General features: G+C 67.1%; 19 protein-coding genes. 16 read left to right on the plus strand and 3 right to left on the minus strand.

Annotated elements, in window-relative coordinates:
• The first annotated feature begins 40 nt into the window (after nucleotides 1-40).
• From rplT to CG716_RS27245, 6 genes are read left to right on the plus strand one after another with little or no spacing between them, the layout of a single operon-like run.
• On the plus strand, nucleotides 41-430 hold the full coding sequence (gene rplT, locus CG716_RS27220; RefSeq protein ID WP_005149096.1) for a 50S ribosomal protein L20: 390 nt from the start codon (nucleotides 41-43) through the stop codon (nucleotides 428-430).
• 29 nt (nucleotides 431-459) lie between these two features.
• A complete protein-coding gene (locus tag CG716_RS27225) occupies nucleotides 460-1,206 on the plus strand; it encodes a TrmH family RNA methyltransferase (protein WP_094484256.1) in 747 nt (248 codons plus the stop codon).
• A 30-nt stretch (nucleotides 1,207-1,236) separates the two neighbouring features.
• The gene (locus CG716_RS27230) at nucleotides 1,237-2,838 is read left to right on the plus strand and encodes a GMC family oxidoreductase (protein WP_094484257.1); all 1,602 of its coding nucleotides are present in this window, start codon (nucleotides 1,237-1,239) and stop codon (nucleotides 2,836-2,838) included.
• A 39-nt stretch (nucleotides 2,839-2,877) separates the two neighbouring features.
• Nucleotides 2,878-5,166 (plus strand): xanthine dehydrogenase family protein molybdopterin-binding subunit, encoded by a 2,289-nt coding sequence (locus tag CG716_RS27235; protein WP_234818064.1) that lies wholly within the window; start codon nucleotides 2,878-2,880, stop codon nucleotides 5,164-5,166.
• Entirely contained in the window at nucleotides 5,166-5,705 is a 540-nt protein-coding gene (locus tag CG716_RS27240; protein WP_094484258.1) for a (2Fe-2S)-binding protein, read from the plus strand. Before CG716_RS27235 ends, CG716_RS27240 begins: the two co-directional genes overlap by 1 nt.
• Nucleotides 5,702-6,691: an FAD binding domain-containing protein gene (locus tag CG716_RS27245; protein ID WP_094484259.1), complete on the plus strand. Its 990-nt coding sequence runs from the start codon at nucleotides 5,702-5,704 to the stop codon at nucleotides 6,689-6,691. The genes CG716_RS27240 and CG716_RS27245 overlap by 4 nt, the downstream gene beginning before the upstream one ends.
• Here CG716_RS27245 and CG716_RS27250 read toward each other — a convergent pair.
• On the minus strand, nucleotides 6,681-7,928 hold the full coding sequence (locus CG716_RS27250; protein ID WP_094484260.1) for an acyl-CoA dehydrogenase family protein: 1,248 nt from the start codon (nucleotides 7,926-7,928) through the stop codon (nucleotides 6,681-6,683). The genes CG716_RS27245 and CG716_RS27250 overlap by 11 nt on opposite strands.
• 12 nt (nucleotides 7,929-7,940) lie before the next feature.
• The gene (locus CG716_RS27255; protein ID WP_094484261.1) at nucleotides 7,941-8,969 is read right to left on the minus strand and encodes an oxygenase MpaB family protein; all 1,029 of its coding nucleotides are present in this window, start codon (nucleotides 8,967-8,969) and stop codon (nucleotides 7,941-7,943) included.
• 133 nt (nucleotides 8,970-9,102) lie between these two features.
• Between CG716_RS27255 and CG716_RS27260 the strand changes: the two genes are divergently transcribed.
• Together CG716_RS27260 and CG716_RS27265 are read left to right on the plus strand one after the other, a co-directional pair.
• Nucleotides 9,103-9,993: an adenylate/guanylate cyclase domain-containing protein gene (locus tag CG716_RS27260; protein WP_094484262.1), complete on the plus strand. Its 891-nt coding sequence runs from the start codon at nucleotides 9,103-9,105 to the stop codon at nucleotides 9,991-9,993.
• A gap of 29 nt (nucleotides 9,994-10,022) precedes the next feature.
• The gene (locus CG716_RS27265; protein ID WP_094484263.1) at nucleotides 10,023-10,802 is read left to right on the plus strand and encodes a rhomboid-like protein; all 780 of its coding nucleotides are present in this window, start codon (nucleotides 10,023-10,025) and stop codon (nucleotides 10,800-10,802) included.
• A gap of 1 nt (nucleotide 10,803) precedes the next feature.
• On the opposite strand, the gene CG716_RS27270 is transcribed toward CG716_RS27265, so the two are convergent.
• Nucleotides 10,804-12,384, minus strand: a complete 1,581-nt coding sequence (locus tag CG716_RS27270; protein WP_094484264.1) for an FMN-binding glutamate synthase family protein — start codon at nucleotides 12,382-12,384, stop codon at nucleotides 10,804-10,806.
• Between the two features lie 145 nt (nucleotides 12,385-12,529).
• Between CG716_RS27270 and pheS the strand changes: the two genes are divergently transcribed.
• From pheS to CG716_RS27310, 8 genes are all read left to right on the plus strand, one after another.
• Nucleotides 12,530-13,573: a phenylalanine--tRNA ligase subunit alpha gene (gene pheS / locus CG716_RS27275; RefSeq protein WP_094484265.1), complete on the plus strand. Its 1,044-nt coding sequence runs from the start codon at nucleotides 12,530-12,532 to the stop codon at nucleotides 13,571-13,573.
• Nucleotides 13,573-16,068, plus strand: a complete 2,496-nt coding sequence (gene pheT / locus CG716_RS27280) for a phenylalanine--tRNA ligase subunit beta (RefSeq protein ID WP_094484266.1) — start codon at nucleotides 13,573-13,575, stop codon at nucleotides 16,066-16,068. The genes pheS and pheT overlap by 1 nt, the downstream gene beginning before the upstream one ends.
• Before the next feature lie 112 nt (nucleotides 16,069-16,180).
• Nucleotides 16,181-17,215, plus strand: a complete 1,035-nt coding sequence (gene argC, locus CG716_RS27285) for an N-acetyl-gamma-glutamyl-phosphate reductase (RefSeq protein WP_094484267.1) — start codon at nucleotides 16,181-16,183, stop codon at nucleotides 17,213-17,215.
• Nucleotides 17,212-18,435 carry a bifunctional glutamate N-acetyltransferase/amino-acid acetyltransferase ArgJ gene (gene argJ, locus CG716_RS27290; RefSeq protein WP_234818065.1) on the plus strand — a complete coding sequence of 408 codons (1,224 nt, stop codon included), beginning with the start codon at nucleotides 17,212-17,214 and terminating at the stop codon, nucleotides 18,433-18,435. Before argC ends, argJ begins: the two co-directional genes overlap by 4 nt.
• Nucleotides 18,432-19,304 (plus strand): acetylglutamate kinase, encoded by an 873-nt coding sequence (argB, locus tag CG716_RS27295; protein WP_094484268.1) that lies wholly within the window; start codon nucleotides 18,432-18,434, stop codon nucleotides 19,302-19,304. The genes argJ and argB overlap by 4 nt, the downstream gene beginning before the upstream one ends.
• The gene (locus CG716_RS27300; RefSeq protein WP_094484269.1) at nucleotides 19,301-20,467 is read left to right on the plus strand and encodes an acetylornithine transaminase; all 1,167 of its coding nucleotides are present in this window, start codon (nucleotides 19,301-19,303) and stop codon (nucleotides 20,465-20,467) included. The genes argB and CG716_RS27300 overlap by 4 nt, the downstream gene beginning before the upstream one ends.
• Nucleotides 20,464-21,393, plus strand: coding sequence for an ornithine carbamoyltransferase (gene argF / locus CG716_RS27305; protein ID WP_094484270.1), 930 nt, complete (start codon nucleotides 20,464-20,466; stop codon nucleotides 21,391-21,393). The genes CG716_RS27300 and argF overlap by 4 nt, the downstream gene beginning before the upstream one ends.
• A gap of 16 nt (nucleotides 21,394-21,409) precedes the next feature.
• Complete coding sequence (locus CG716_RS27310; RefSeq protein ID WP_094484271.1) at nucleotides 21,410-21,895, plus strand: arginine repressor; 486 nt, start codon at nucleotides 21,410-21,412, stop codon at nucleotides 21,893-21,895.
• Nucleotides 21,896-21,919: the final 24 nt, after the last annotated feature.

Genomic DNA, 21,919 nt, shown 5'->3' on the forward strand with positions numbered 1-21,919 from the left:
ACCCGTTAACTTTTGACCGAACGAGAATAGGAAGACCGCAATGGCACGCGTGAAGCGCGCACTCAATGCCCAGAAGAAGCGGCGCACAGTACTAAAGGCGTCCAAGGGCTACCGCGGCCAGCGCTCGCGGCTTTACCGCAAAGCCAAAGAGCAGCAGCTGCATTCGCTCACCTACGCCTACCGGGACCGTCGGGCCCGCAAGGGTGAGTTCCGCAAGCTGTGGATCTCCCGCATCAACGCGGCAGCCCGCGCCAACGACATCACCTACAACCGGTTGATCCAGGGTCTCAAGGCCGCTGGCATCGAGGTCGACCGCAAGAACCTCGCCGAGATCGCCGTCAGCGATCCGGCCGCGTTCACCGCGCTGGTCGAGGCCGCCAAGGCCGCACTGCCGGAGGATGTCAACGCACCTTCCGGTGAAGCCGCCTGATAACGGCACTCACTGAACGATCCGCCCGGGTGGTGGCTGCAGTTAAACTGCAGCGCCACACCGGGCGTCGTCGTGCTGGGCGCTTTTTGGCCGAAGGGCCGAATCTGGTTGAGGCAGCGGCTCGTCGCGGACTTGTGGTGGAGGTGTTCGCCACCGCGGCAGCTGCGGAGCGCCACGCCGAGTTGCTGGGCGGCCTGACGGTCCATGAGGTGACCGAGCGGGCAGCCAAGGCGCTGTCGGAAACGGTGACGCCGTCGGGGCTGGTGGCAGTGTGCACGACGCCGGACGGCGATCTTTCCGACGTGCTGGCCGGACGGCCGCGGCTGGTGGTAGTCGCCGTCGATCTGTCGGAGCCCGGGAACGCCGGCACGCTGATCCGGCTGGCCGATGCGATGGGCGCAGCCGCGGTGGTTTTCGCCGGCCACAGCGTGGATCCGTACAACGGCAAGTGTCTGCGCTCGTCGGCGGGCAGCATCTTCGCGGTGCCGGTGATGGTCGCTGCGGATACCGACGACGTCGTGTCGGGCCTGCGTGAGGCGGGTCTACAGGTGCTGGCGACGACGCTGGACGGCGAGGTGAGCCTGGACGACGCCGAGTTGGGCGGCCCTACGGCCTGGGTGTTCGGTGGGGAAGCGCAGGGGTTGTCCGCCCAGACTGCGGCGCTGGCCGATCGCCGGGTGACGATCCCCATGGCGGGTGGTGCGGAGAGCCTGAATGTGGCTGCCGCCGCCGCTATTTGCTTGTATCAGAGCGCGCGGGCACACCGGAGGCGCTAATCTCGCGCTGCACCGACGAAGCGGGAGACCATGACCGAATACGACTACATCGTCGCAGGCGCCGGTTCGGCCGGATGCGTACTGGCGAATCGGCTCTCAGAAGACCCGCGCATCACGGTGCTTCTGGTTGAAGCAGGCGGCCCGGATCGCAATCCGATGATCCACGTTCCCAAGGGTTCGGCGGTTCTCCTGGAAAACGAGAAGTACGTGTGGCGCTACGCCACAACGCCCTTCGGCCCCAACAACAAGTCGGAGTTCTGGACCCGCGGCAAGCTTCTCGGCGGGTCGAGCTCGGTCAACGGCATGGTTTACAACCGTGGCCAGCAAGCCGATTATGACGAACTGGAGCGGCGCGGCAACAAGGGCTGGAACTGGGACGAGATCCTGCCGATCTTCAAGGGTTTCGAGGACAACCAGTTTGGCGCATCCCCGACGCGCGGAGTCGGCGGGCCGCTGCACATTTCGGTCGCCGACGAGCTCGACCCGCTGTGCGACGAGATCGTTGCGGCCGGGGCCGCCAGCGGGTTGCGTGCGGTGGAAGACATCAACGAGTCCGATGACGAGCGGATCGGCTACAGCCCCGCCACCATCAAGAGCGGGCGCCGCGTCAGCGCCGCTGATGCGTTTCTCAAGCCGGTGCGACGCCGGAACAACCTGACCGTGGTGACGGGCACCACCGTCGATCGCATCGTCATCGAGAACGGGCGCGCCGTCGGGGTGGAGGTTCGTACCGGAAGCGGTGTGGAGCAACTGCGGGCTCGGCGGGAAGTCATCGTGTCGCTGGGCAGCATGGGCAGCCCGAAGTTGTTGCAGCTCTCCGGGATCGGGCCTCGCGAGGTGTTGGCCGCCGCAGGAGTGCCGGTGCTGTTGGAGCGAGAGAACGTCGGCCGGCGGATGCGCGAGCACCGCTGCATTGTCGTGCGTTTCCGGCTCAACGCCGACCTCGGGTACAACCGAAAGCTGTCGAGCCCTGTCGGGCAGGCCGCCACAGCCGCCCGCTACTTGCTCACCCGGAAGGGCCTGATGGCGACGCCGACTTTCGACGTGCTGGCGTTCGTCAAGACCTCGCCCGATCTCCCGCGGGTAGACGGGCAGCTGCTGCTCGGGCCGTTCACAATCCCGGCCTACAACGAGGGCGAACCAATGACCATCGAACGCCAGCCGGGGCTCTCGGTGCTGGGGTTCGTGCTTCGGCCGACATCCGAAGGCAGCGTGGAGATCACATCGAAGGATCCCGACGCCGCTCTCCGGTTGGAGCCGAACTACCTGACCAGTGATTACGACCGGGAGACCAGCGCCGCCCTGGTCCGCAGAACGCGGGAGATCTTCGCCCAGTCGCCGATCGCCGACCGCATCAGCCACGAGATGTACCCGGGGCCTGATGTGCGCGGCGACGACGAGCTGGCCGATGCTGCGCTCGACGGGGGCTACAGCGGCTATCACGCGATCGGCAGCTGCGCGATGGGGCCCAGCGACGACGACATCGTCGATGATCAGCTGCGGGTGCGGGGGATCGACGGCTTGCGCGTCGTGGACTGCTCGGCCATGCCCACGATGCTGGCCGGCAATCTCAACGGGCCGGTCATGGCGATGGCCTGGCGTGCCGCCGATCTGATCCTGCACGCCGATTAGCCGGCCGACGCCCGCTCCGCCATGATGCACAATGGCCACATGGCCGACGGCACTCGACAGATCGGGCTCGGTCTCACCCGGGTCGAGGGCCGTGACAAGGTGACCGGCCGGGCGCGCTACGCCGCCGACACGGTATTCGACGATCTCGTCTACGCCGTTGTGGTGCAGTCGCAGATCGCACACGGCACGGTGACCGCCGACTCGCTACGGGACAGCAGCGCCCGCGCTGCCGCGGCACCCGGTGTGCTCCACGTGTTGACGCCACTGAATTGCCCTGTACTGCAACGGCTGCCGACTGATCTGACATTTGATTTGCCGTTGGAGCGCCGACCACCCTTGTCGGACCTGACGGTCCAGCACGTCGGCCAGCACATGGCGCTGGTCGTCGCCGACTCGCCGGAAAACGCCACCTACGCCGCGTCGCTGTTCGAGCTGGACTACGAACGGCGGCCACCGCAGCTCAGCGCTGAGGAAGTCCTGACCAGCCCACAACCGCCGGACGAGAAAGACGGCGAGATTCGGCATGGCAGCTACTTGCCGGACCACTTCGTGAAGCTGGACGAGGAGAAGCTGCAGGACCGTCGCGGGGCGCCGACCGAACCAGAGTGCTCGGCGCGCGTCGACGCGATGTACACAACTGCGCTCAACGCGCACTATCCCATTGAGCTGTCGGCGACCATCGCGCAGTGGCACGGTGCGGAACTCACGATCCACGATGCGACGCGGTGGTTGACCGGTGAGCGCGCCGTGCTGGCGGCCTATCTCGACTTGCCCGAATCGGCAGTCCGAGTGGTCTCACCCCTGGTTGGTGGAGCGTTCGGCTCCAAGAGTTTTCTGTGGATGCATGTCGTGTTGTGTGCGGTCGCAGCCCGCGAGATCGGCCGGCCGGTCAAGCTCGTCATGACGCGCAACCAGATGTTCTCCTCGACGGGCCATCGTCCTCGCACTCGCCAGCGCGTGCGACTCGTCGCCCAGGACGATGGCGCGCTGGCGAGCATCGAACACCACACGGTCACCGAAACGTCCACAGTCGCACACTTTTGTGAGCCGGCCGGGCTGTCCAGTAGGTTCCTGTACCAATCGCCGCGATTGGTCGTATCGCATCGCGTTGCACGGATCAATTCGCCCACACCGTGTTTCATGCGTGGCCCCGGGGAGGCGCCGGGTTTGTTCGCGCTGGAGTCGGCGGTGGACGAGCTCGCCGTGGAACTGGGTGTGGATCCGGTGGCGCTGCGTATCCGCAACCACGCATCGCTCGACCAGGCCAGCGGCAAACCGTGGTCGGGCAAGCACCTCCTGGAGTGTTACGACATCGGGGCGCAGCGCTTCGGCTGGGACAAAAGGCCGCTGGCACCACGATCATTGTCGGCCGGAGGGATTCAGGTCGGCTGGGGTATGGCCACCGCAACCTATCCGGGTCGACGGATGCCCGCGGCGTGCAGTGTCACCACTGCCGCCGATGGTTCCGTCAGATTCGCGTCGGCCACTCACGAGATCGGCACAGGCGTACGTACAGCGATGGGCCAGATCGCGGCCGACGCCAGTGGCTTGTCACTCTCGCAGCTGACCTTCGAGTCGGGCGACTCGCTTTTCCCCGACGCCCCCTACAGCGGAGCGTCGCAGACCACTGCAACGGTCGGTTCAGCCGTCTTCGAGGCAGCCTCACAGTGGGCCAAACGCCTGGTCGCGTTGGTCAGCGCTGACGAGCAAACCCCCTTCTATGGCAGCAACCGCGACGAGATAGCCATTACCGGAGGGGAAGTGGTGAGTCGGAACCATCGCGGGACACTCGCCGACGTGATCGCGCACGGCGGCCAGCGGTACCTCGACGAGCTGAGTTTCACGGTGTCGGTCGACGGGGGAGACCAGCGCGATACGGTATCCCAATCGTTCGGCGCACACTTCTGCGAAGTGGAGGTCGACGAGGAGATCGGGCGCGCGGCGGTGACCCGCTGGGTTGCGGTAATGGACTGCGGACGGGTGATCAACCCGGCGCTGGCTCGCAGTCAGGTCATGGGCGGCATCACCTTCGGCGTAGGCATGGCGCTGTTGGAGCAGGTTCCCTATGACGCTCACACCGCGAAGCTGATCGGCGAGTACTACGTTCCGACCCACGCCGACCGACCTGATTTCGACATCACGTTCATCGATGAACCCGACTACGCGCTGGACCCGATCGGCGTCCGGGGAATCGGTGAGATCGGCGCCTGCGGTGTCGCGGCGGCGGTTGCCAACGCGATCTTCCATGCCACTGGTCGTCGGATCCGGGACCTGCCCATCACTATTGAACAACTGTTGACGCCCGACATTGCGACGCAGGAGAGCTGATGGTTCCCGAGCATGCGATCACGTTGCACATCAACGAAACTCCTCACGAGCTGACAGTCGACGTCCGCACCACACTCCTGGATTTGCTACGCGAAGAGCTCGGGTTGACGGGCACCAAGAAGGGTTGTGACCACGGCTTGTGCGGTGCCTGTACGGTGGCCGTCGACGGCGAACGGGTCGTCAGCTGCCTGACCTTGGCCGTCTCGATCGACGGCTCAGCGGTAACGACGGTCGAGGGCCTCTCCGCCGGGGACGACCTCGACCCGGTCCAGCAGGCTTTCCTAGACCACGATGGCTTCCAGTGCGGTTACTGCACATCCGGGCAGGTCTCGTCGGCGCATGCTCTGCTGCGCGAGCACGCCCGCGGGGACCTTTCGGTGGTCTCCTTCGAGGGTGACAGCCGAGCCGCGCTCGATGGATGCACGGTGCTGAACGAGGACGAAATCCGGGAACGCATGGCAGGCAACATCTGTCGGTGCGGCGCGTACGCCAACATCGTCGACGCTATTGTCGCGGCCGCTGAAAGGACTTCTCGGTGAAGACATTCGAGTTTCAGCACGCGGTCACGGTGGACGGCGCCATTTGTTCCGTTCTCGATAGCGGGGGTGCCTTCCTCGCCGGCGGTACCAATCTCGTCGACCTGATGAAAAACGGTGTGGCACAACCACCTGCCCTCGTCGACATCCGCCACCTTGGCCTGACATCGGTGACGGCCACCGCGTCGGGTGGGGTGCGCATCGGGGCCGGCGTCAGCAACAGTGCGCTGGCGAACCACCCGTTGATCCGCACCCAGTACCCGGTGTTGTCGCAAGCTATCCTCAGTGGTGCCACCACGCAACTTCGGAATATGGCGACTGTCGGCGGAAACTTGTTGCAGCGCACCAGGTGTCCCTATTTTATGCAGATCGAATTCGACCAGTGCAACAAGCGGGTACCGGGTTCGGGGTGCGCCGCACTCGAGGGCTTCAACCGCGAGCATGCGCTGTTCGGGGCTAGTGAGCACTGCGTCGCGATCAACCCGTCGGACATGGCCGTCGCGCTGACGATTCTTGATGCCGTCGTGTGTACGCAGGGGCCGGACGGTGTTCGACAGATCCCGATCGCCCAGTTCCACACTCTGCCAGGGGATGCCCCGCAGCATGAGAACTGCCTATTGCCGGCAGAGCTGATCGTCGCCGTCGAGCTGCCGCCGTCGCCGTATGCATCTCATTCGTGGTATCTCAAGCTTCGAGACCGGCGCAGCTACGCCTTCGCGCTGGTGTCCGCGGCGGTGGGCGTCGAGGTGGTCGACGACGTGATCGCGTCGGCATCGGTGGCCCTCGGCGGGGTGGCAGCCAAACCGTGGCGAGTGCCCGCTGCAGAGCAGATTCTGGTCGGCAGCCGGCCGGACGACTCGGTGCTACGGGCGGCGGCGCAGCGGGCGATGGCGGATGCCCGCCCCCTGAGCCAAAACGCGTTCAAGGTCCAGCTCGGACGAGGGGCAGTTCACCGTGCACTCGCCCGAGCCCTGGAACTCACTCGCTGAGCAGCCCCTTGGCCACATGCGTGATCTGCACCTCGTTACTGCCGGCGTAGATCATCAACGACTTCGCGTCGCGGGCAAGCTGTTCCACCCGGTACTCGGTCATGTACCCGTTGCCGCCGAACAACTGGATCGCCTCCATGGCCACATCGGTCGCGGCCTGCGAGCAGTAGTACTTCATCGCCGAGGCCTCGGACAGCGAGATCGGCGTACCCGTCTGCCCGCATTCGATCACGCGGAACAGCATGTTGCGCACATTCATTCGGGCTACCTCCATGTTGGCCAGCTTGAGCTGGATCAACTGGAACTGACCGATCTCCTTGCCCCACAACGTGCGAGTCTTGGCGTAGTCCGTGCACAGCCGTAGACACTCTTCGATCACCCCGAGGGCCATCGACACCACACCGATGCGCTCCGCGGCGAAACTTGACCGGGCGCTGTCGCGGCCGTCGCCGGAGGAATTGTTCTCGGTCTCGCCCAGCAGCCGGTCCCGGCCGAGCCGGACGTTGTTGAAGAACAGCTCACCGGTGCGCGAACTGTGGATTCCCATCTTGCGGAACGGCTTGGCCTGAACGAAGCCTTCCATGCCGCGGTCCAGGACGAACGTCAACACCTTGCGGTCGCGCTTGTCCACCGTGGGGTCACCCTCGTCCAGCTTGGCGTACACCACGACGACGTCGGCGTCGGGCCCGTTGGTGATGAACGTCTTCTGCCCGTTGAGGATGTAGTCGCCTGACCCATCGGCGGCACGCACTACGTAGGACTTCATTCCGCCGAACGCATCCGAGCCTGAGTCCGGCTCGGTGATCGCCCAGGCGCCGATCTTCTCGTAAGTCACCAGCTCGGGCAGCCAGCGCTCCTGCTGGGCCAGCGTGCCACGGCTCTGGATGGTGGGGACCGTCAGCCCCAGGCTGACCCCCATCCCGGTGACCAGACCCATGCTGACCCGGCACAGCTCACTGATCAGCACGAAACCCATTCCGGCCGAGCCGCCGTCGCCGAACATGCCGCCGCCACCGCTGGACTTCTTCTCGGTGCCGGCCCGCATCCGCTCCAACCTCTTGGTCAGCGACTCCCGCGCCATCTCGTCGATACCGAAGGTGGCGAACAGTTTCCGGACGATGGGGTAGGGCTCCAGATCGCCGCTCTCCAGCTCGTCGATGTGCGGGCGCACCTCTTTGTCGACGAACTCGCGAACGGCGTCGCGCACAGCGATATCGACGTCGGACCATTCGATCATGGGTTCTCCGGTTCAGGCGGCGGCGGTACGTCCTCGGGCGGGCCGCAAACCGGCTAGTGAGAACGTCGTGTGGACCAGCGACCCCGCACGGGCGACGAGGCTCTTGTGTCGAGGGACATAGTGCATGGGCATGCCACGACGGTCTTTAGGGGGTGCCATGAAACCCGGTGCCTCGACCAGCGGCGCGTCGGCCGGGATCTGTCCGGCGGCCCGCCGATACGCCGACAACGCCCGCGGATGCAACCGGATTTCATCGGGTACCGCCCAGAACGCCAACTCCACTGCCTTGCCGAACAACCGAAGCGCCACCTCGTCGCCGGGTGTCCAGCGCATCCCGGCCTTCTCCCGGACCGCCGGGTCGAACAGTCCGGCCGCAATCCAGCGCTGCCCGGCCACCATCGGCTTGAACAACTGGTCCCATACCGGCGTCGGCATCAACACGAACTTCGGCTTCGGGATGCGGATGTCGAAGATCTCCAGCGTCGCCTTGTTGATCTCCAGCTCGTCGCGGCAGACCCGGTCCCAGTACTCGCAGAACTCCTCCCACGTGTCGGGGACCGGCTTCATGCTCATCCCGTACATCGCATACCACTGCACGTGCTCGTCGAACAGCTGGCGTTTCTCGGCCTCGGTCAACCCGCCGCAGAAGTATTCGGCCACCTTCAGGATCAGCATGAAGAACGTGGCGTGTGCCCAGTAGAAGGTCTCGGGATTCAGAGCGTGGTAGCGCCGGCCCGCGTTGTCGACGCCTTTGATCCCGCGGTGAAAGCCCTTGATCTGCTCACCGGTTTGGCGGGCGCGCTCGCCGTCGTAGACCACGCCCATGATCGGGTAGACCGACCGCGCGACCCGCTGCAGTGGCTCGCGCAGCAGGATCGAGTGTTCTTCCACTCCGGCGCCCAGCTGCGGATACATGTTCTGCAACGACCCGATCCACACCCCGAGCATGCCGGTGCGCAGGTCGCCGAAGTATTTCCAGGTCAGCGAGTCCGGCCCGAGCGGGGTCGGCGTGGCGGGGCGAGTGGTCGTCGTTGACCTCATCGATTGACGATAAGTCTGACAACACGTGTTGTCCATGTTGGCGACGAAGCTGTGACCACACATTTGGCATAGCGATACGTTGGCCGCGTCACACAGGCCGGCTTCCGTAAATCCGTTCACTAGGCTGGATCTCGTGGACGTCGAGCCGTTCGACGATCAACCAGACCCCCTCGTTGACGTCAACCAACCCGGGCGTGGACCCGCGGCATGGTGGCACAACACCAACCACAACCCGGGCGTCATCGCCCTGGTTCGTCGTGCTCGCCGGATCTTGCCCGGCGACCCCGACTTCGGTGACCCGCTCTCCGCCGATGGCGCAGGCGGCGCCCGGGCCGCCGCGCGGGCGGCCGACCGGCTGCTGCGCGACCGGGAGGCCGCCAGCCGCGAGGTGAGTCTGGCCACCCTTCAGGTGTGGCAAGCCCTCACCGAACGTGTCTCCGGGCGGCCGCGCGACCGCGAGGTGACGCTGGTCTTCACCGATCTCGTCGGCTTCTCCAGTTGGTCGCTGGCGGCAGGTGACGACGCGACACTGCGGCTGCTCCGTCGCGTCGCCCAGGTCGTCGAGCCGCCGCTGCTCGACGCAGGCGGCCACATCGTCAAGCGGATGGGCGACGGCATCATGGCCGTTTTCGCCGACCCGCTGACCGCGGTGCGCGCCACCATGGCTGCCCGCGACGCCGTCCGAACCGTCGATATCGACGGCTACACACCCCGGATGCGTGCCGGTGTCCACACCGGCCGCCCGCAACGTATCGGCGCGGATTGGCTCGGAGTCGACGTCAACATCACTGCCCGGGTGATGGACCGCGCCACTCGTGGCGGCCTGATCGTGTCCGAGAAGACGCTGGAGCTCATCGAGCCCGACGAGCTGGAGTCGCTCGGGGTCACGATCAAACGGATCAGGCGTCAGGTATTCGCTCCGCGGGCTACCGGGGTGCCCACCGACCTGGTTATGTACCGCTTCAAAACCCGCAGGGATCTGCCAGTCGAGGACGACGGGGACGATCTCGAGTTCCAGGCATAGATCTCGAGGTCCAGGCATAGTAGGTAGGGATGGTTATCGCACTGCTGTCGCGGCTGGACCGCGTTCGGGTCACCTTGGGCTACTCCGCCGCGCTTGCGGTCGTGGCGGTCACGCTGGTGGCCCTCGGGCCGCATGTTCGCGACCAGGTCGTCTGGCGTGTGAGCACCAATCTGCACAACCTCGGTGAAGGCCATCTGGGCACGCTGATCGCCAGTGCCTTCGTCACCGAGCGAGGGCCCATCTACGTGTGGCTGCCGGGCCTGTTCGCCATTCTCGGCCTGGCCGAACTGCTGTGGCACAGTCGCCGGATGGTGGTGGCGTTCGTCGTCGCACACGTCGGGGCGACGATGCTGGTCGCCACCGGACTCGTCGCGGCACTCGCGGCCGGGTTGACCTCGTGGTCGATCGCCAACGTCACCGACGTCGGGATGAGCTACGGCGCGGTCGGCGTCCTGGGTGCGCTGACCGCCGCCATACCGCGCCGTTGGCGTGCGACGTGGACCGGCTGGTGGCTGGCCGTGGCATTCGGTGCGGCGATCAGCTCGGCCGGCGACTTCACCAATGTCGGCCACGGCATCGCCCTGATCCTCGGCATGGTGGTGGGCACCCGGTTCGGCCGTCCGGCGCTCTGGACGACCGCGCGGTACGCACTGCTCGCGGTGGCGGCGTCGTTCGGCTACCTGATCATGGCCAACACGATGCCGTCGATCCTGGCGACCTCGACGCTCGGTGTGTTCGGTGCGTTGGTGGCCACCTGGATAGCTCGCCGGCGAGCGGTGCGCCGGGCCCTGGTTTCCACGACGCAATAGCTCAGCGGAACTCCTCGGCGGACGCTTCGATCCAGTCCGACCGCCATGACTCCGGCGGGTCGTCGAGCAGCTCGCCAGGCATCAGCCATTCGTAGATCTCGGCGTAGGTGCGGGTTCGTTGGCCTTCGATGCGGCGGTTGAGCATGGCCGGCTCGAGTTCGTCGAAGCCGTTGAGGCCCATCGACGCAACGATTTGCGCGGCACTGGCCACCGTCGCCCGCTGGAAGTTGACCACCCGCTCGGTCTTGTCCGGCACGTAGAGAGTTCGTGCCCGGCCCTGGTCCTGGGTGGCCACCCCGGTGGGGCACTTGTTGGTGTTGCACTTCATCGCCTGGATGCAGCCGACCGCGAACATCATCGCCCGGGCCGACATGGTGAAGTCTGCGCCCTGGCAGATCCGGGACACGATGTCCACGCCGCTGGCGACCTTGCCCGACGCGCCGACCCGGATGTGGGTGCGCAGCCCCGTCCCGACCAGAGCGTTGTGCACCAGCATCAGCCCCTCGGTCAGCGGCATCCCGACGTGGTCCTCGAATTCCTGTGGCGCCGCACCGGTTCCGCCCTCGGCGCCGTCGACGATGATGAAGTCGGGCGTGATCCCGGTGTGCAGCATCCCTTTGCAAATGGACAGGAATTCGGTGCGCGCCCCGATGCAGAGCTTGAACCCGATCGGCTTGCCGCCGGACAGGCTGCGCAGCGTCGCGATGAAATGCATCATCTCCGTCGGCGTGTGGAACGCGGTGTGCGCCGGCGGCGATACGACCGTCCGGCCGACCGGCACCCCCCGCGTGGCCGCGATCTCCGCGCTGACCTTCGCCCCCGGGAGCACACCTCCGAGCCCGGGCTTGGCGCCTTGGGACAGCTTGATCGAGATTGCTTTCACCGAGGGCAGCACGGCCTTCTCCTCGAACAGGCCGGCGTCGAAGTGCCCTTCGGCGTCGCGGCAGCCGAAATAACCCGAGCCGATCTCCCAGATCAGGTCGCCGCCATGCTTGAGGTGATACGGGCTGATCCCGCCCTCTCCGGTGTCATGGGCGAATCCGCCGCGGGCCGCGCCGCCGTTGAGTGCCTCGATGGCGTTGCCGGACAACGCCCCAAAGCTCATCGCCGAGACGTTGAACAGGGCGATGTCATACGGGGCCGCACATTCCGGGCCCCCCAGCCGCACCCGCGGAGCCACCTCGGAGGCGACGTGCGCTCGCAGCGAATGCCGCAGGAATTCATAGCCCAGCGCGTTGACGTCGCGCTCGGTGCCGAACGGCTCGTCGCTCTTGGTGCCCTTGGCGCGCTCGTACACCATGTCGCGGGTCTCCCGGTCGAACGGGGTGGCCTCGGTGTTCGACTCGATGAAGTACTGCCGGATCTCGGGCCGCAGCAGTTCGGCCAGGAATCGGGCATGCCCGAGTACCGGATAGGACCGCAAGATGGTGTGCCGCGTCTGCAGCAGATCCCAGGTGCCCAGGCCGGCGACCGCCAGCAGCGGCCCCGCGAGCAGCCACCACCACGGGCTGAGCGCCACCGTCAATCCGGTGACGGCCAGTGCCGCCACCCACATGGCCGCGACGACGAGGGCTCTGAGCATGGGACATCCTCGGGTGGGACTGGGCTGGCGCTGCGCTGGCGAGGGGAAATGCCCGCGAGGCGTCATTCTGGCATCACCTATGATCGGCACTTGCGTCACATCCGTGGCGCGAATAACCCCGGCAACTGAAGGAGTGTCTTGCCGCGTGGGTGACCAACCAGTCGACTTGTCGCAGGAATCGTTGACCGCAGCCGTCAGCGCGGCCCGGCATGCCTTCGACCTGGCTGCCGACCTCGACGCGCTGGCGCGCGCCAAGACCGAGCACCTCGGCGACCGCGCCCCGCTGGCGCTGGCCCGCCAGGCGCTGGCCACTCTGCCCAAGCAGGATCGCTCCGAGGCAGGCAAATTGGTCAACGTCGCCCGGGGCGACGCGCAGCACAGCTACGACGAGCGTCTGGCGGTGTTGCGTGCCGAACGCGACGCGGCGGTCCTCGTGGCCGAGGCCATCGACGTCACTCTGCCCTCGACCCGCGAGCCCATCGGGGCGCGACATCCGATCACGATCCTGGCCGAGCACATCGCCGACACGTTCGTCGCGATGGGCTGGGAGCTGGCCGAGGGGCCCGAGGTCGAGACCGAGCAGTTCAACTTCGACGCGCTGAACTTTCCGCCTGACCATCCGGCTCGCAGCGAGTCCGACACCTTCCACATCGCGCCAGAGGGGTCGCGGCAGCTGCTGCGCACCCACACCTCCCCGGTGCAGGTGCGCACGCTGCTGGATCGCGAGCTGCCGGTGTACATCGTGTCCATCGGCCGCACGTTCCGCACCGACGAGCTCGACTCCACCCACACGCCCGTCTTCCATCAGGTGGAGGGTCTGGCGGTGGATCGTGGCCTGACGATGGCCCACCTGCGCGGCACGCTGGACGCGTTCGCCCGTTCAGAGTTCGGGCCGACCGCGCGCACCAGGATGCGGCCGCACTTCTTCCCGTTCACCGAGCCCTCGGCCGAGGTCGACATCTGGTTCCCCAACAAGAAGGGCGGCGCCGGCTGGGTCGAGTGGGGCGGCTGCGGCATGGTCAACCCGAATGTGTTGCGCGCCGCGGGCATCGACCCCGACGAGTACTCGGGCTTCGCGTTCGGCATGGGCTTGGAGCGCACTCTGCAGTTCCGCAACGGCATCCCCGACATGCGCGACATGGTCGAAGGGGACGTGCGGTTCTCACTGCCGTTCGGGGTCGGAGTCTGATGCGCCTTCCCTACAGCTGGCTACGCGAGGTCGTTCAGCGCGGCGCCCCGGGCTGGGACGTGGACCCGCACGACCTGGAACAGGCGCTGATCCGCGTCGGCCACGAAGTCGAGGACATCATCACGCTCGGGCCGGTCAGCGGGCCGCTGACCGTCGGACGGGTCACCTCGATCGAGGAGCTCGCGGAGTTCAAGAAGCCGATCCGGGCCTGCAAGGTCAACGTCGGTGAGGAACTCGACCGCGACATCGTCTGCGGTGCAACGAACTTCGCTGTCGGCGATCTCGTGGTGGTGGCATTGCCCGGCACCACGCTCCCCGGTGACTTCCACATCGCCAGCCGCAAGACCTACGGCCGGCTCTCCGACGGCATGATCTGCTCGGCCGCCGAATTAGGCTTGGGCGCAGATCATTCCGGTATCATCGTGCTGCCCCCGGGCACCGCAGAGCCAGGAGACGACGGTATCGCCGTGCTCGGCCTCGACGACGTCGTATTCGACTTGGCAGTCACCCCGGATCGGGGCTACTGCATGTCGGTGCGTGGCATCGCCCGCGAGATCGCCTGCGCCTACGACCTGGATTTCGTGGACCCCGCCGACGTTGCACCGTTGCCTGCCGAGGGCCCGGCGCTGCCGGTGACCGTCGAATCCGGCACCGGCGTCAGCCGTTTCGCGCTGCGGCCGGTCTCCGGGATCGACCCGAAGGCGCTCTCGCCGTGGTGGCTGCGCCGGCGCCTGATGCTCTCCGGCATCCGGCCGATCTCACCGGCGGTCGACGTCACCAACTACGTGATGCTCGAAATCGGCCATCCGATGCACGCGCACGACCGAAGCCGCATCAACGGTGAATTCGTCGTCCGGTTCGCCCAGCCGGGGGAGACCGTCGTCACGCTGGACGACATCGAACGCAAGCTCGATCCGGGTGATGTGCTCATCGTCGACGATGTCGCGACCGCCGCCATCGGCGGCGTGATGGGTGCCGGGACCACCGAGATCGACGACGACTCCACCGACATCCTGCTGGAGGCCGCGGTCTGGGATCCTGCCGCGGTATCCCGCACGATCCGCCGTCTGCACCTCGTCAGCGAGGCAGGCCGGCGCTACGAACGCTCCGTCGATCCGGCCATCTCGGTGGCCGCCCTGGACCGGTGTGCCGCGCTGCTCGCCCAAATCGCCGGCGGCACTGTCGAACCCGTTCTCACCGACTGGCGCGGCGACCCGCCACGGGACAACTGGTCACCGGCTCCGGTGCGGATGCGATTCGATCTGCCCGACCGGATGGCCGGGGTGGAGTACGAAGCTGGTGCCGCCTTCAAGCGCCTGACCCAGATCGGCGCCGACGTCGCTGAGGACGGTGCCGACCCCGCGATCCTGGTGGTGACACCGCCGAGCTGGCGGCCCGATCTGATACAGCCCGCCGACCTCGTCGAGGAGGTGCTGCGGCTGGAGGGCCTCGACAAGATCCCTTCGGTGCTGCCCACCGCACCCGCCGGCCGTGGGCTGACCGCAGTGCAGAAGCGGCGCCGCGCGGTGGGCAAGTCCCTGGGACTGTCCGGCTACGTCGAGATCCTGCCCACCCCGTTTCTGCCCGCCGGGATCTTCGATCAGTGGGGCCTGTCCGACGACGATTCGCGGCGCGCCACCACCTTGGTGCTCAACCCATTGGAGGCCGACCGGCCGAATCTGGCCACCACACTGCTGCCGGCATTGCTGGAAGCGTTGTCCCGCAACGTCTCCCGCGGTTTCGTCGACGTCGCGCTGTTCTCCATCGCCCAGGTCGTACATCCGACCGAGGAAACCAGAGGCGTCGAGCTGATCCCGACGCATCGCCGGCCGACCGACGACGAGATCGCGGCGCTGGACGCCTCGCTGCCGCGCCAACCTGTCCACGTGGGCGCGGTGCTGACCGGGTTACGGGAGCCACGCGGCCCATGGGGGCTGGGCCGTCCGGTCGAGGCTGCCGACGCTTTCGAGGCGGTGCGGATCATCGCCCGCGCCTGTGGTGTCGATGTGACACTGCGAGCCGCGCAGTACCTGCCGTGGCACCCGGGGCGCTGCGCCGAGGTGGTCGTCGACGGGCGCGTCGTCGGGCATGCCGGCCAGCTGCATCCCGCGGTGATCGAGCGTTCCGGCTTGCCGAAGGGCACCTGTGCCGTCGAGCTGTGTCTGGACGCCGTGCCGATCGCCGAGACGCTGCCCGCCCCGAAGGTGTCCCCCTTCCCGGCGGTGTTCCAGGACGTCAGCCTGGTGGTCGCGGCCGACGTCGCCGCCCAGGCCGTGGTGGACGCGGTGCGCGACGGCGCCGGGGACCTACTTGAGGATGTGGCGCTGTTCGACGTGTACGTCGGGCCGCAGATCGGCGAGGATCGCAAGTCGCTGACCTTGGCGCTGCGGTTCCGGGCGACGGACCGGACGTTGACTGAGGACGAGGCCAGCGCCGCGCGAGACGCCGCCGTTGCCGCGGCGGCCGAGCGCCTCGGCGCCGTACTCCGCGGTTGATGGACGCCCAAACCAACAGGCGGCCGAACTTTGGCGAGTGGATCGCTGCACGTCGTCGACCCCGACGGTAATTAGTTTGCATTGTGTTGCATAACCATGCAAATATCGGGACATGACTTCGGTGGCGATTGCCGGCGCCAGCGGCTATGCCGGCGGTGAGATCCTGCGTTTGTTGCTCGGGCATCCGGCCTACGCGGACGGCCGTCTGACCATCGGCGCGCTCACCGCCGCCGCCAGCGCGGGCACTCACCTGTCCGAGCACCACCCGCATCTGCTGCCGCTGGCCGATCGGGTGCTGGAACCCACCGACCTCGCCGTCCTGGCCGGTCATGACGTGGTTTTTCTGGCCCTGCCGCACGGCCACTCCGCGGCGCTGGCCGAGCAGCTCGGCGACGGCACTCTGGTCATCGACTGCGGCGCCGACTTCCGGCTCACCGACGCCGGCGACTGGGAGCGCTTCTACGGCTCGCCCTACGCCGGCAGCTGGCCGTACGGGCTGCCCGAGCTGCCCGGCGGCCGGGACCGGCTGCGTGAGGCCACCCGCATCGCGGTGCCCGGCTGCTATCCGACGGCAGCGCTGCTGGCCCTGCTGCCCGCGGTCGCCGAGGATCTCGTCGAACCCCATGTCACCGTCGTGGCGGTCAGCGGCACCTCCGGTGCCGGCCGCTCCGCCAAGGTCGACCTGCTGGGCTCCGAGGTCATCGGCTCGGCGCGGGCCTACAACATCGCGGGCGCGCACCGGCACACCCCGGAGATCGCCCAGGGGTTGCGCGCGGTGACCGACCGCACCGTCACCGTGTCGTTCACCCCGGTGCTGATCCCCACCTCCCGGGGCATCCTGGCTACCTGCACGGCCCGTACGCAGGCGCCGCTGTCCCAGATTCGCGCGGCCTACGAAAAGGCTTATGACGCCGAACCGTTCATTCACCTGCTGCCCGAAGGGCAGCTGCCTCGCACGGGCGCGGTGATCGGCAGTAACGCCGCACAACTCGCGGTGGCCGTCGACGCCGACGCCGGTGTGCTGGTTGCGGTGTGCGCCATCGACAACCTGGTGAAGGGCACGGCCGGTGCCGCGGTCCAGTCAATGAACCTTGCGCTGGGCTGGGCGGAGACCGAAGGACTGTCGATTGTGGGGGTGGCGCCGTGACGCTCATTGAAGGGACCAAACTGGTTCGGAATCAAGGGGTTACGGCACCGTCCGGCTTCCGCGCAACGGGCATCGCCGCCGGTATCAAGGCATCCGGCGCGCTCGACCTGGCGCTGGTGTTCAACGAAGGTCCCGATTATGCGGCCGCCGGGGTGTTCACCCGTAACCAGGTCAAGGCCGCCCCGGTGCTCTGGAGCCAGCAGGTGTTGTCCACCGGCCGGCTGCGTGCGGTGCTGCTGAATTCCGGTGGCGCCAACGCCTGCACGGGAGCTGGTGGTTTCCAGGACACCCACGCCACCGCCGAAGCGGTCGCCGCGGCGCTGTCTGAGTGGGGCACCGAGACCGGACCCGTCGAGGTCGCTGTCTGCTCGACAGGTCTGATCGGTGACCGGCTACCGATGAACAAGGTCCTTGCCGGCGTCACCGAGATCGTCCATGAGCTCGGGGGCGGACTCACCGGCGGTGAGGAAGCCGCACGCGCCATCATGACCACCGACACTGTGCCCAAACAGGTTGCCCTGCACCATTCGATCGAGTCGGGGGAGAACTGGACCGTCGGCGGTATGGCCAAGGGTGCCGGGATGCTTGCGCCCTCGCTGGCCACCATGCTCGTCGTACTGACCACCGACGCCGTGGCCGACGCCGCCGCCCTGGACACCGCGCTGCGCCGCGCCACCGCCAAGACCTTCGACCGGCTCGACGTCGACGGCAGCTGCTCAACCAACGACACCGTTCTGCTGCTCGCCTCGGGTGCCAGCGAGATCGCACCCAGCCAAGAGGATCTGGACGAGGCCGTGCTGCGGGTCTGCGACGACCTCTGCGCACAGCTGCAGGCCGACGCCGAAGGTGTCACCAAGCGCGTCGCGATCACCGTCACCGGTGCGCCGAGCGACGACGACGCCGTCATCGCGGCCCGGATAGTCGCCCGCGACAGCCTGGTCAAGACCGCGCTGTTCGGCTCCGACCCGAATTGGGGCCGGGTGCTGGCCGCGGTGGGCATGGTGCCCTTCGAGATCAACGCGCAGCGGATCACCGTGTCGTTCAACGGCTTCCCGGTCTGCGTCGACGGCGCCGGCGCGCCCGGCGCCCGCGAGATCGACCTCGCCGGCGCCGATATCGACGTCACTGTCGACCTGAGGCTCGGCGACGGACAGGCCACCATCCGCACCACCGACCTCTCCCACGCCTACGTCGAAGAAAACTCGGCCTACAGTTCATGACCACGACCATCAACACCAAGGCCGCAGTGCTCGCCGAAGCGCTGCCGTGGCTCAAGCAGCTCAACGGCAAGATCGTCGTGGTCAAGTACGGCGGCAACGCGATGACCGACGACCGGCTCAAGGCCGCGTTCGCCGACGACATGGTGTTCCTGCGCAATGCGGGCATCCATCCCGTCGTCGTGCACGGCGGCGGCCCGCAGATCAGCGCGATGCTCAAAAAGCTGGGTATCCCAGGTGAATTCAAGGGCGGCTTCCGGGTCACCACTCCCGAGGTGCTCGACGTCGCACGGATGGTGCTGTTCGGTCAGGTCGGTCGTGAACTGGTGAACCTCATCAACGCCCACGGCCCCTACGCCGTCGGGATCACCGGGGAGGACGCGCAGCTGTTCACCGCGGTGCGCCGTGGTGTCACCGTCGACGGGGTGCTGACCGACATCGGTCTGGTCGGCGACGTTGAGCACGTCAACACCGCCGCCGTCCTGGATCTGATTGCCGCCGGGCGTATTCCGGTGATCTCGACGATCGCCCCTGACGGCGACGGTGTGGTGCACAACATCAACGCCGACACCGCCGCGGCCGCGGTCGCCAGAGCGCTGGGTGCTGAGAAGCTGCTGATGCTCACCGATGTCGAAGGTCTGTACACCCGCTGGCCTGACCGGAATTCGCTGGTCAGCCAGATTGACACGGACACGCTGACCGAGCTGCTGCCTAACCTGGAAACCGGCATGATCCCTAAGATCGAGGCGTGCCTGCGTGCTGTCGAAGGCGGGGTCCCCAGCGCGCATGTGATCGATGGCCGCGTCGAACATTGTGTGCTGGTGGAGTTGTTCACCGATGAAGGCACCGGCACGAAGGTGGTTCACTCATGACTCTTCTGGAGCGCTGGTCCGACATCATGATGGACAACTACGGCACTCCGCCGCTGGCTCTGGCCAGCGGTGACGGCGCCGTCGTGACCGACGAGAACGGCAAGACCTACCTAGACCTGCTCGGCGGTATCGCGGTCAACATCCTCGGCCACCGGCACCCGGCGATCATCGAGGCCGTCACCACCCAGCTGAACACCCTGGGCCATACCTCGAACCTGTACGCCACCGAACCCGGTATCGCGCTGGCCGAGGCGCTCGTCGACCAGCTCGACACCCCGGCGCGGGTCTTCTTCTGCAACTCCGGTACCGAGGCCAACGAGGTCGCCTTTAAGATCACCCGGCTGACCGGGCGCACGAAACTCGTTGCCGCCCAAAACGCATTCCACGGCCGCACCATGGGGTCGCTGGCGCTGACCGGGCAGCCCACCAAGCAGGCGCCGTTCGAACCGCTACCGGGCGACGTCACCCACGTGCCGTACGGCGACGTCGATGCGCTCGATGCAGCGGTCAGCGACCAGACCGCCGCGGTGTTCCTCGAACCGATCATGGGTGAGGGTGGCGTCGTGGTGCCGCCGGAGGGCTACCTGGCCGCCGCGCGCGAGATCACCAGCCGCCACGGCGCCCTGCTGGTCCTCGACGAGGTCCAGACCGGCGTCGGGCGCACCGGCGCGTTCTTCGCCCATCAGCACGACGGCATAACTCCCGACATCGTGACGCTGGCAAAGGGTCTCGGCGGGGGACTGCCGATCGGGGCGTGCCTGGCCCTCGGCGACACCGCAGACCTGTTGACCCCTGGGCTGCACGGCAGCACTTTCGGCGGCAATCCGGTGTGCACAGCGGCGGCGCTGGCAGTGCTCAAGGTGCTGGCCCAAGAGGATCTGGTCAACCGCGCCGACCTGCTCGGCAAGACACTGAGCCACGGCATCGAATCGTTGGGCCATCCGCTGGTCGATCACGTCAGGGGCCGGGGCCTGCTGCGCGGCGTGGTCTTGACCGCTCCGCAGGGCAAGGCCGTCGAAACCGCCGCCCGCGATGCCGGATTCCTGGTCAATGCCGCTGCCCCGGATGTGGTCCGGCTGGCCCCGCCGCTGATCATCACCGAAGTGCAGATCGACGACTTCCTGACCGCATTACCGGCAATCCTTGACGAGGCGGCCCAATGAGCACACTGAGGCACTTCCTGCGCGACGACGACCTGGCTCCCCAGGAGCAGGCCGAAATCCTCGAGCTGGCAGCCACACTCAAGAAGGACCCGATGGGCCGTCGTCCGCTGGAGGGGCCACGCGGGGTGGCGGTGATCTTCGACAAGAACTCCACCCGCACCCGGTTCTCCTTCGAGGTGGGTATCGCCCAGCTCGGCGGTCACGCTGTCGTCGTCGACGGTCGCGCCACCCAGCTCGGCCGGGAGGAGACGCTCGAAGACACCGGCCGGGTGCTGTCGCGCTACGTCGACGCGATCGTCTGGCGCACCTTCGCCCAGCAACGGCTCAACGCGATGGCCTCGGCGGCAACGGTTCCCGTGGTCAATGCGTTGTCCGACGAGTTCCATCCGTGCCAGGTGCTCGCCGACCTGCAGACGCTGGCCGAGCGCAAGGGCTCTCTGAATGGGCTGCGGATGACTTACTTCGGTGACGGCGCCAACAACATGGCGCACTCGCTGATGCTCGGCGGGGTCACCGCCGGCATCCACGTCACGATCGCCGCGCCAGCCGGTTTCGAACCTCACCCGCTTTTCGTGGCCGCCGCCGAGCGCCGGGCCCGGGAGACCGGCGCTACGGTCACCCTCACCTCCGATGCAGTGGCCGGGGCAAAGGGGGCGGACGTGCTGGTCACCGACACCTGGACGTCGATGGGGCAGGAGAACGACGGCCTGGATCGGGTTTTACCGTTCCGGCCGTTCCAGCTCAACGCCGGCCTGCTGTCCCACGCTGATTCGGAAGCTATTGTGCTGCATTGCCTTCCGGCGCACCGTGGCCACGAGATCACCGATGAGGTGATCGACGGCCCGCACAGTGTGGTGTGGGACGAGGCCGAGAACCGGCTGCATGCACAGAAGGCACTCCTGGTGTGGCTGTTGGAGCACCGATGAGCCAGCAGGAGCACCGATGACCAGCGAGGTCAGCACCACCCGGGCCGGGCGGCAAGCCCGGATCGTGGCGCTGCTGTCCTCACGTTCGGTACACAGCCAGAGCGAACTCGCCGCGCTCCTGGCCGGCGAGGGCATCGACGTGACCCAGGCGACCCTGTCACGCGACCTCGAAGAACTCGGGGCGGTCAAGCTGCGCGGTGCTGACGGCGGGGTGGGCGTCTACGTCGTGCCCGAGGACGGCAGCCCGGTACGTGGGGTGTCTGGCGGCACCGAGCGCGTATCGCGCCTGCTCGCCGACCTTCTGGTGTCCACCGACGCCAGCGGTAACCTGGCCGTACTGCGCACCCCGCCCGGAGCGGCGCACTATCTGGCCAGTGCCATCGACCGCGCGGCGCTGCCGGACGTGGTGGGCACGATCGCCGGCGACGACACCATCTTTGTGGTGGCCCGCGAGCCGATGACCGGCGCGCAACTGGCCACCATGTTCGAGACCATCCACTAGAGACCAAAGACAAAGGAGCACTTC

The sequence above is a fragment of the Mycolicibacterium sphagni genome (assembly GCF_002250655.1).
In the GTDB taxonomy this organism is placed as follows: domain Bacteria; phylum Actinomycetota; class Actinomycetes; order Mycobacteriales; family Mycobacteriaceae; genus Mycobacterium; species Mycobacterium sphagni.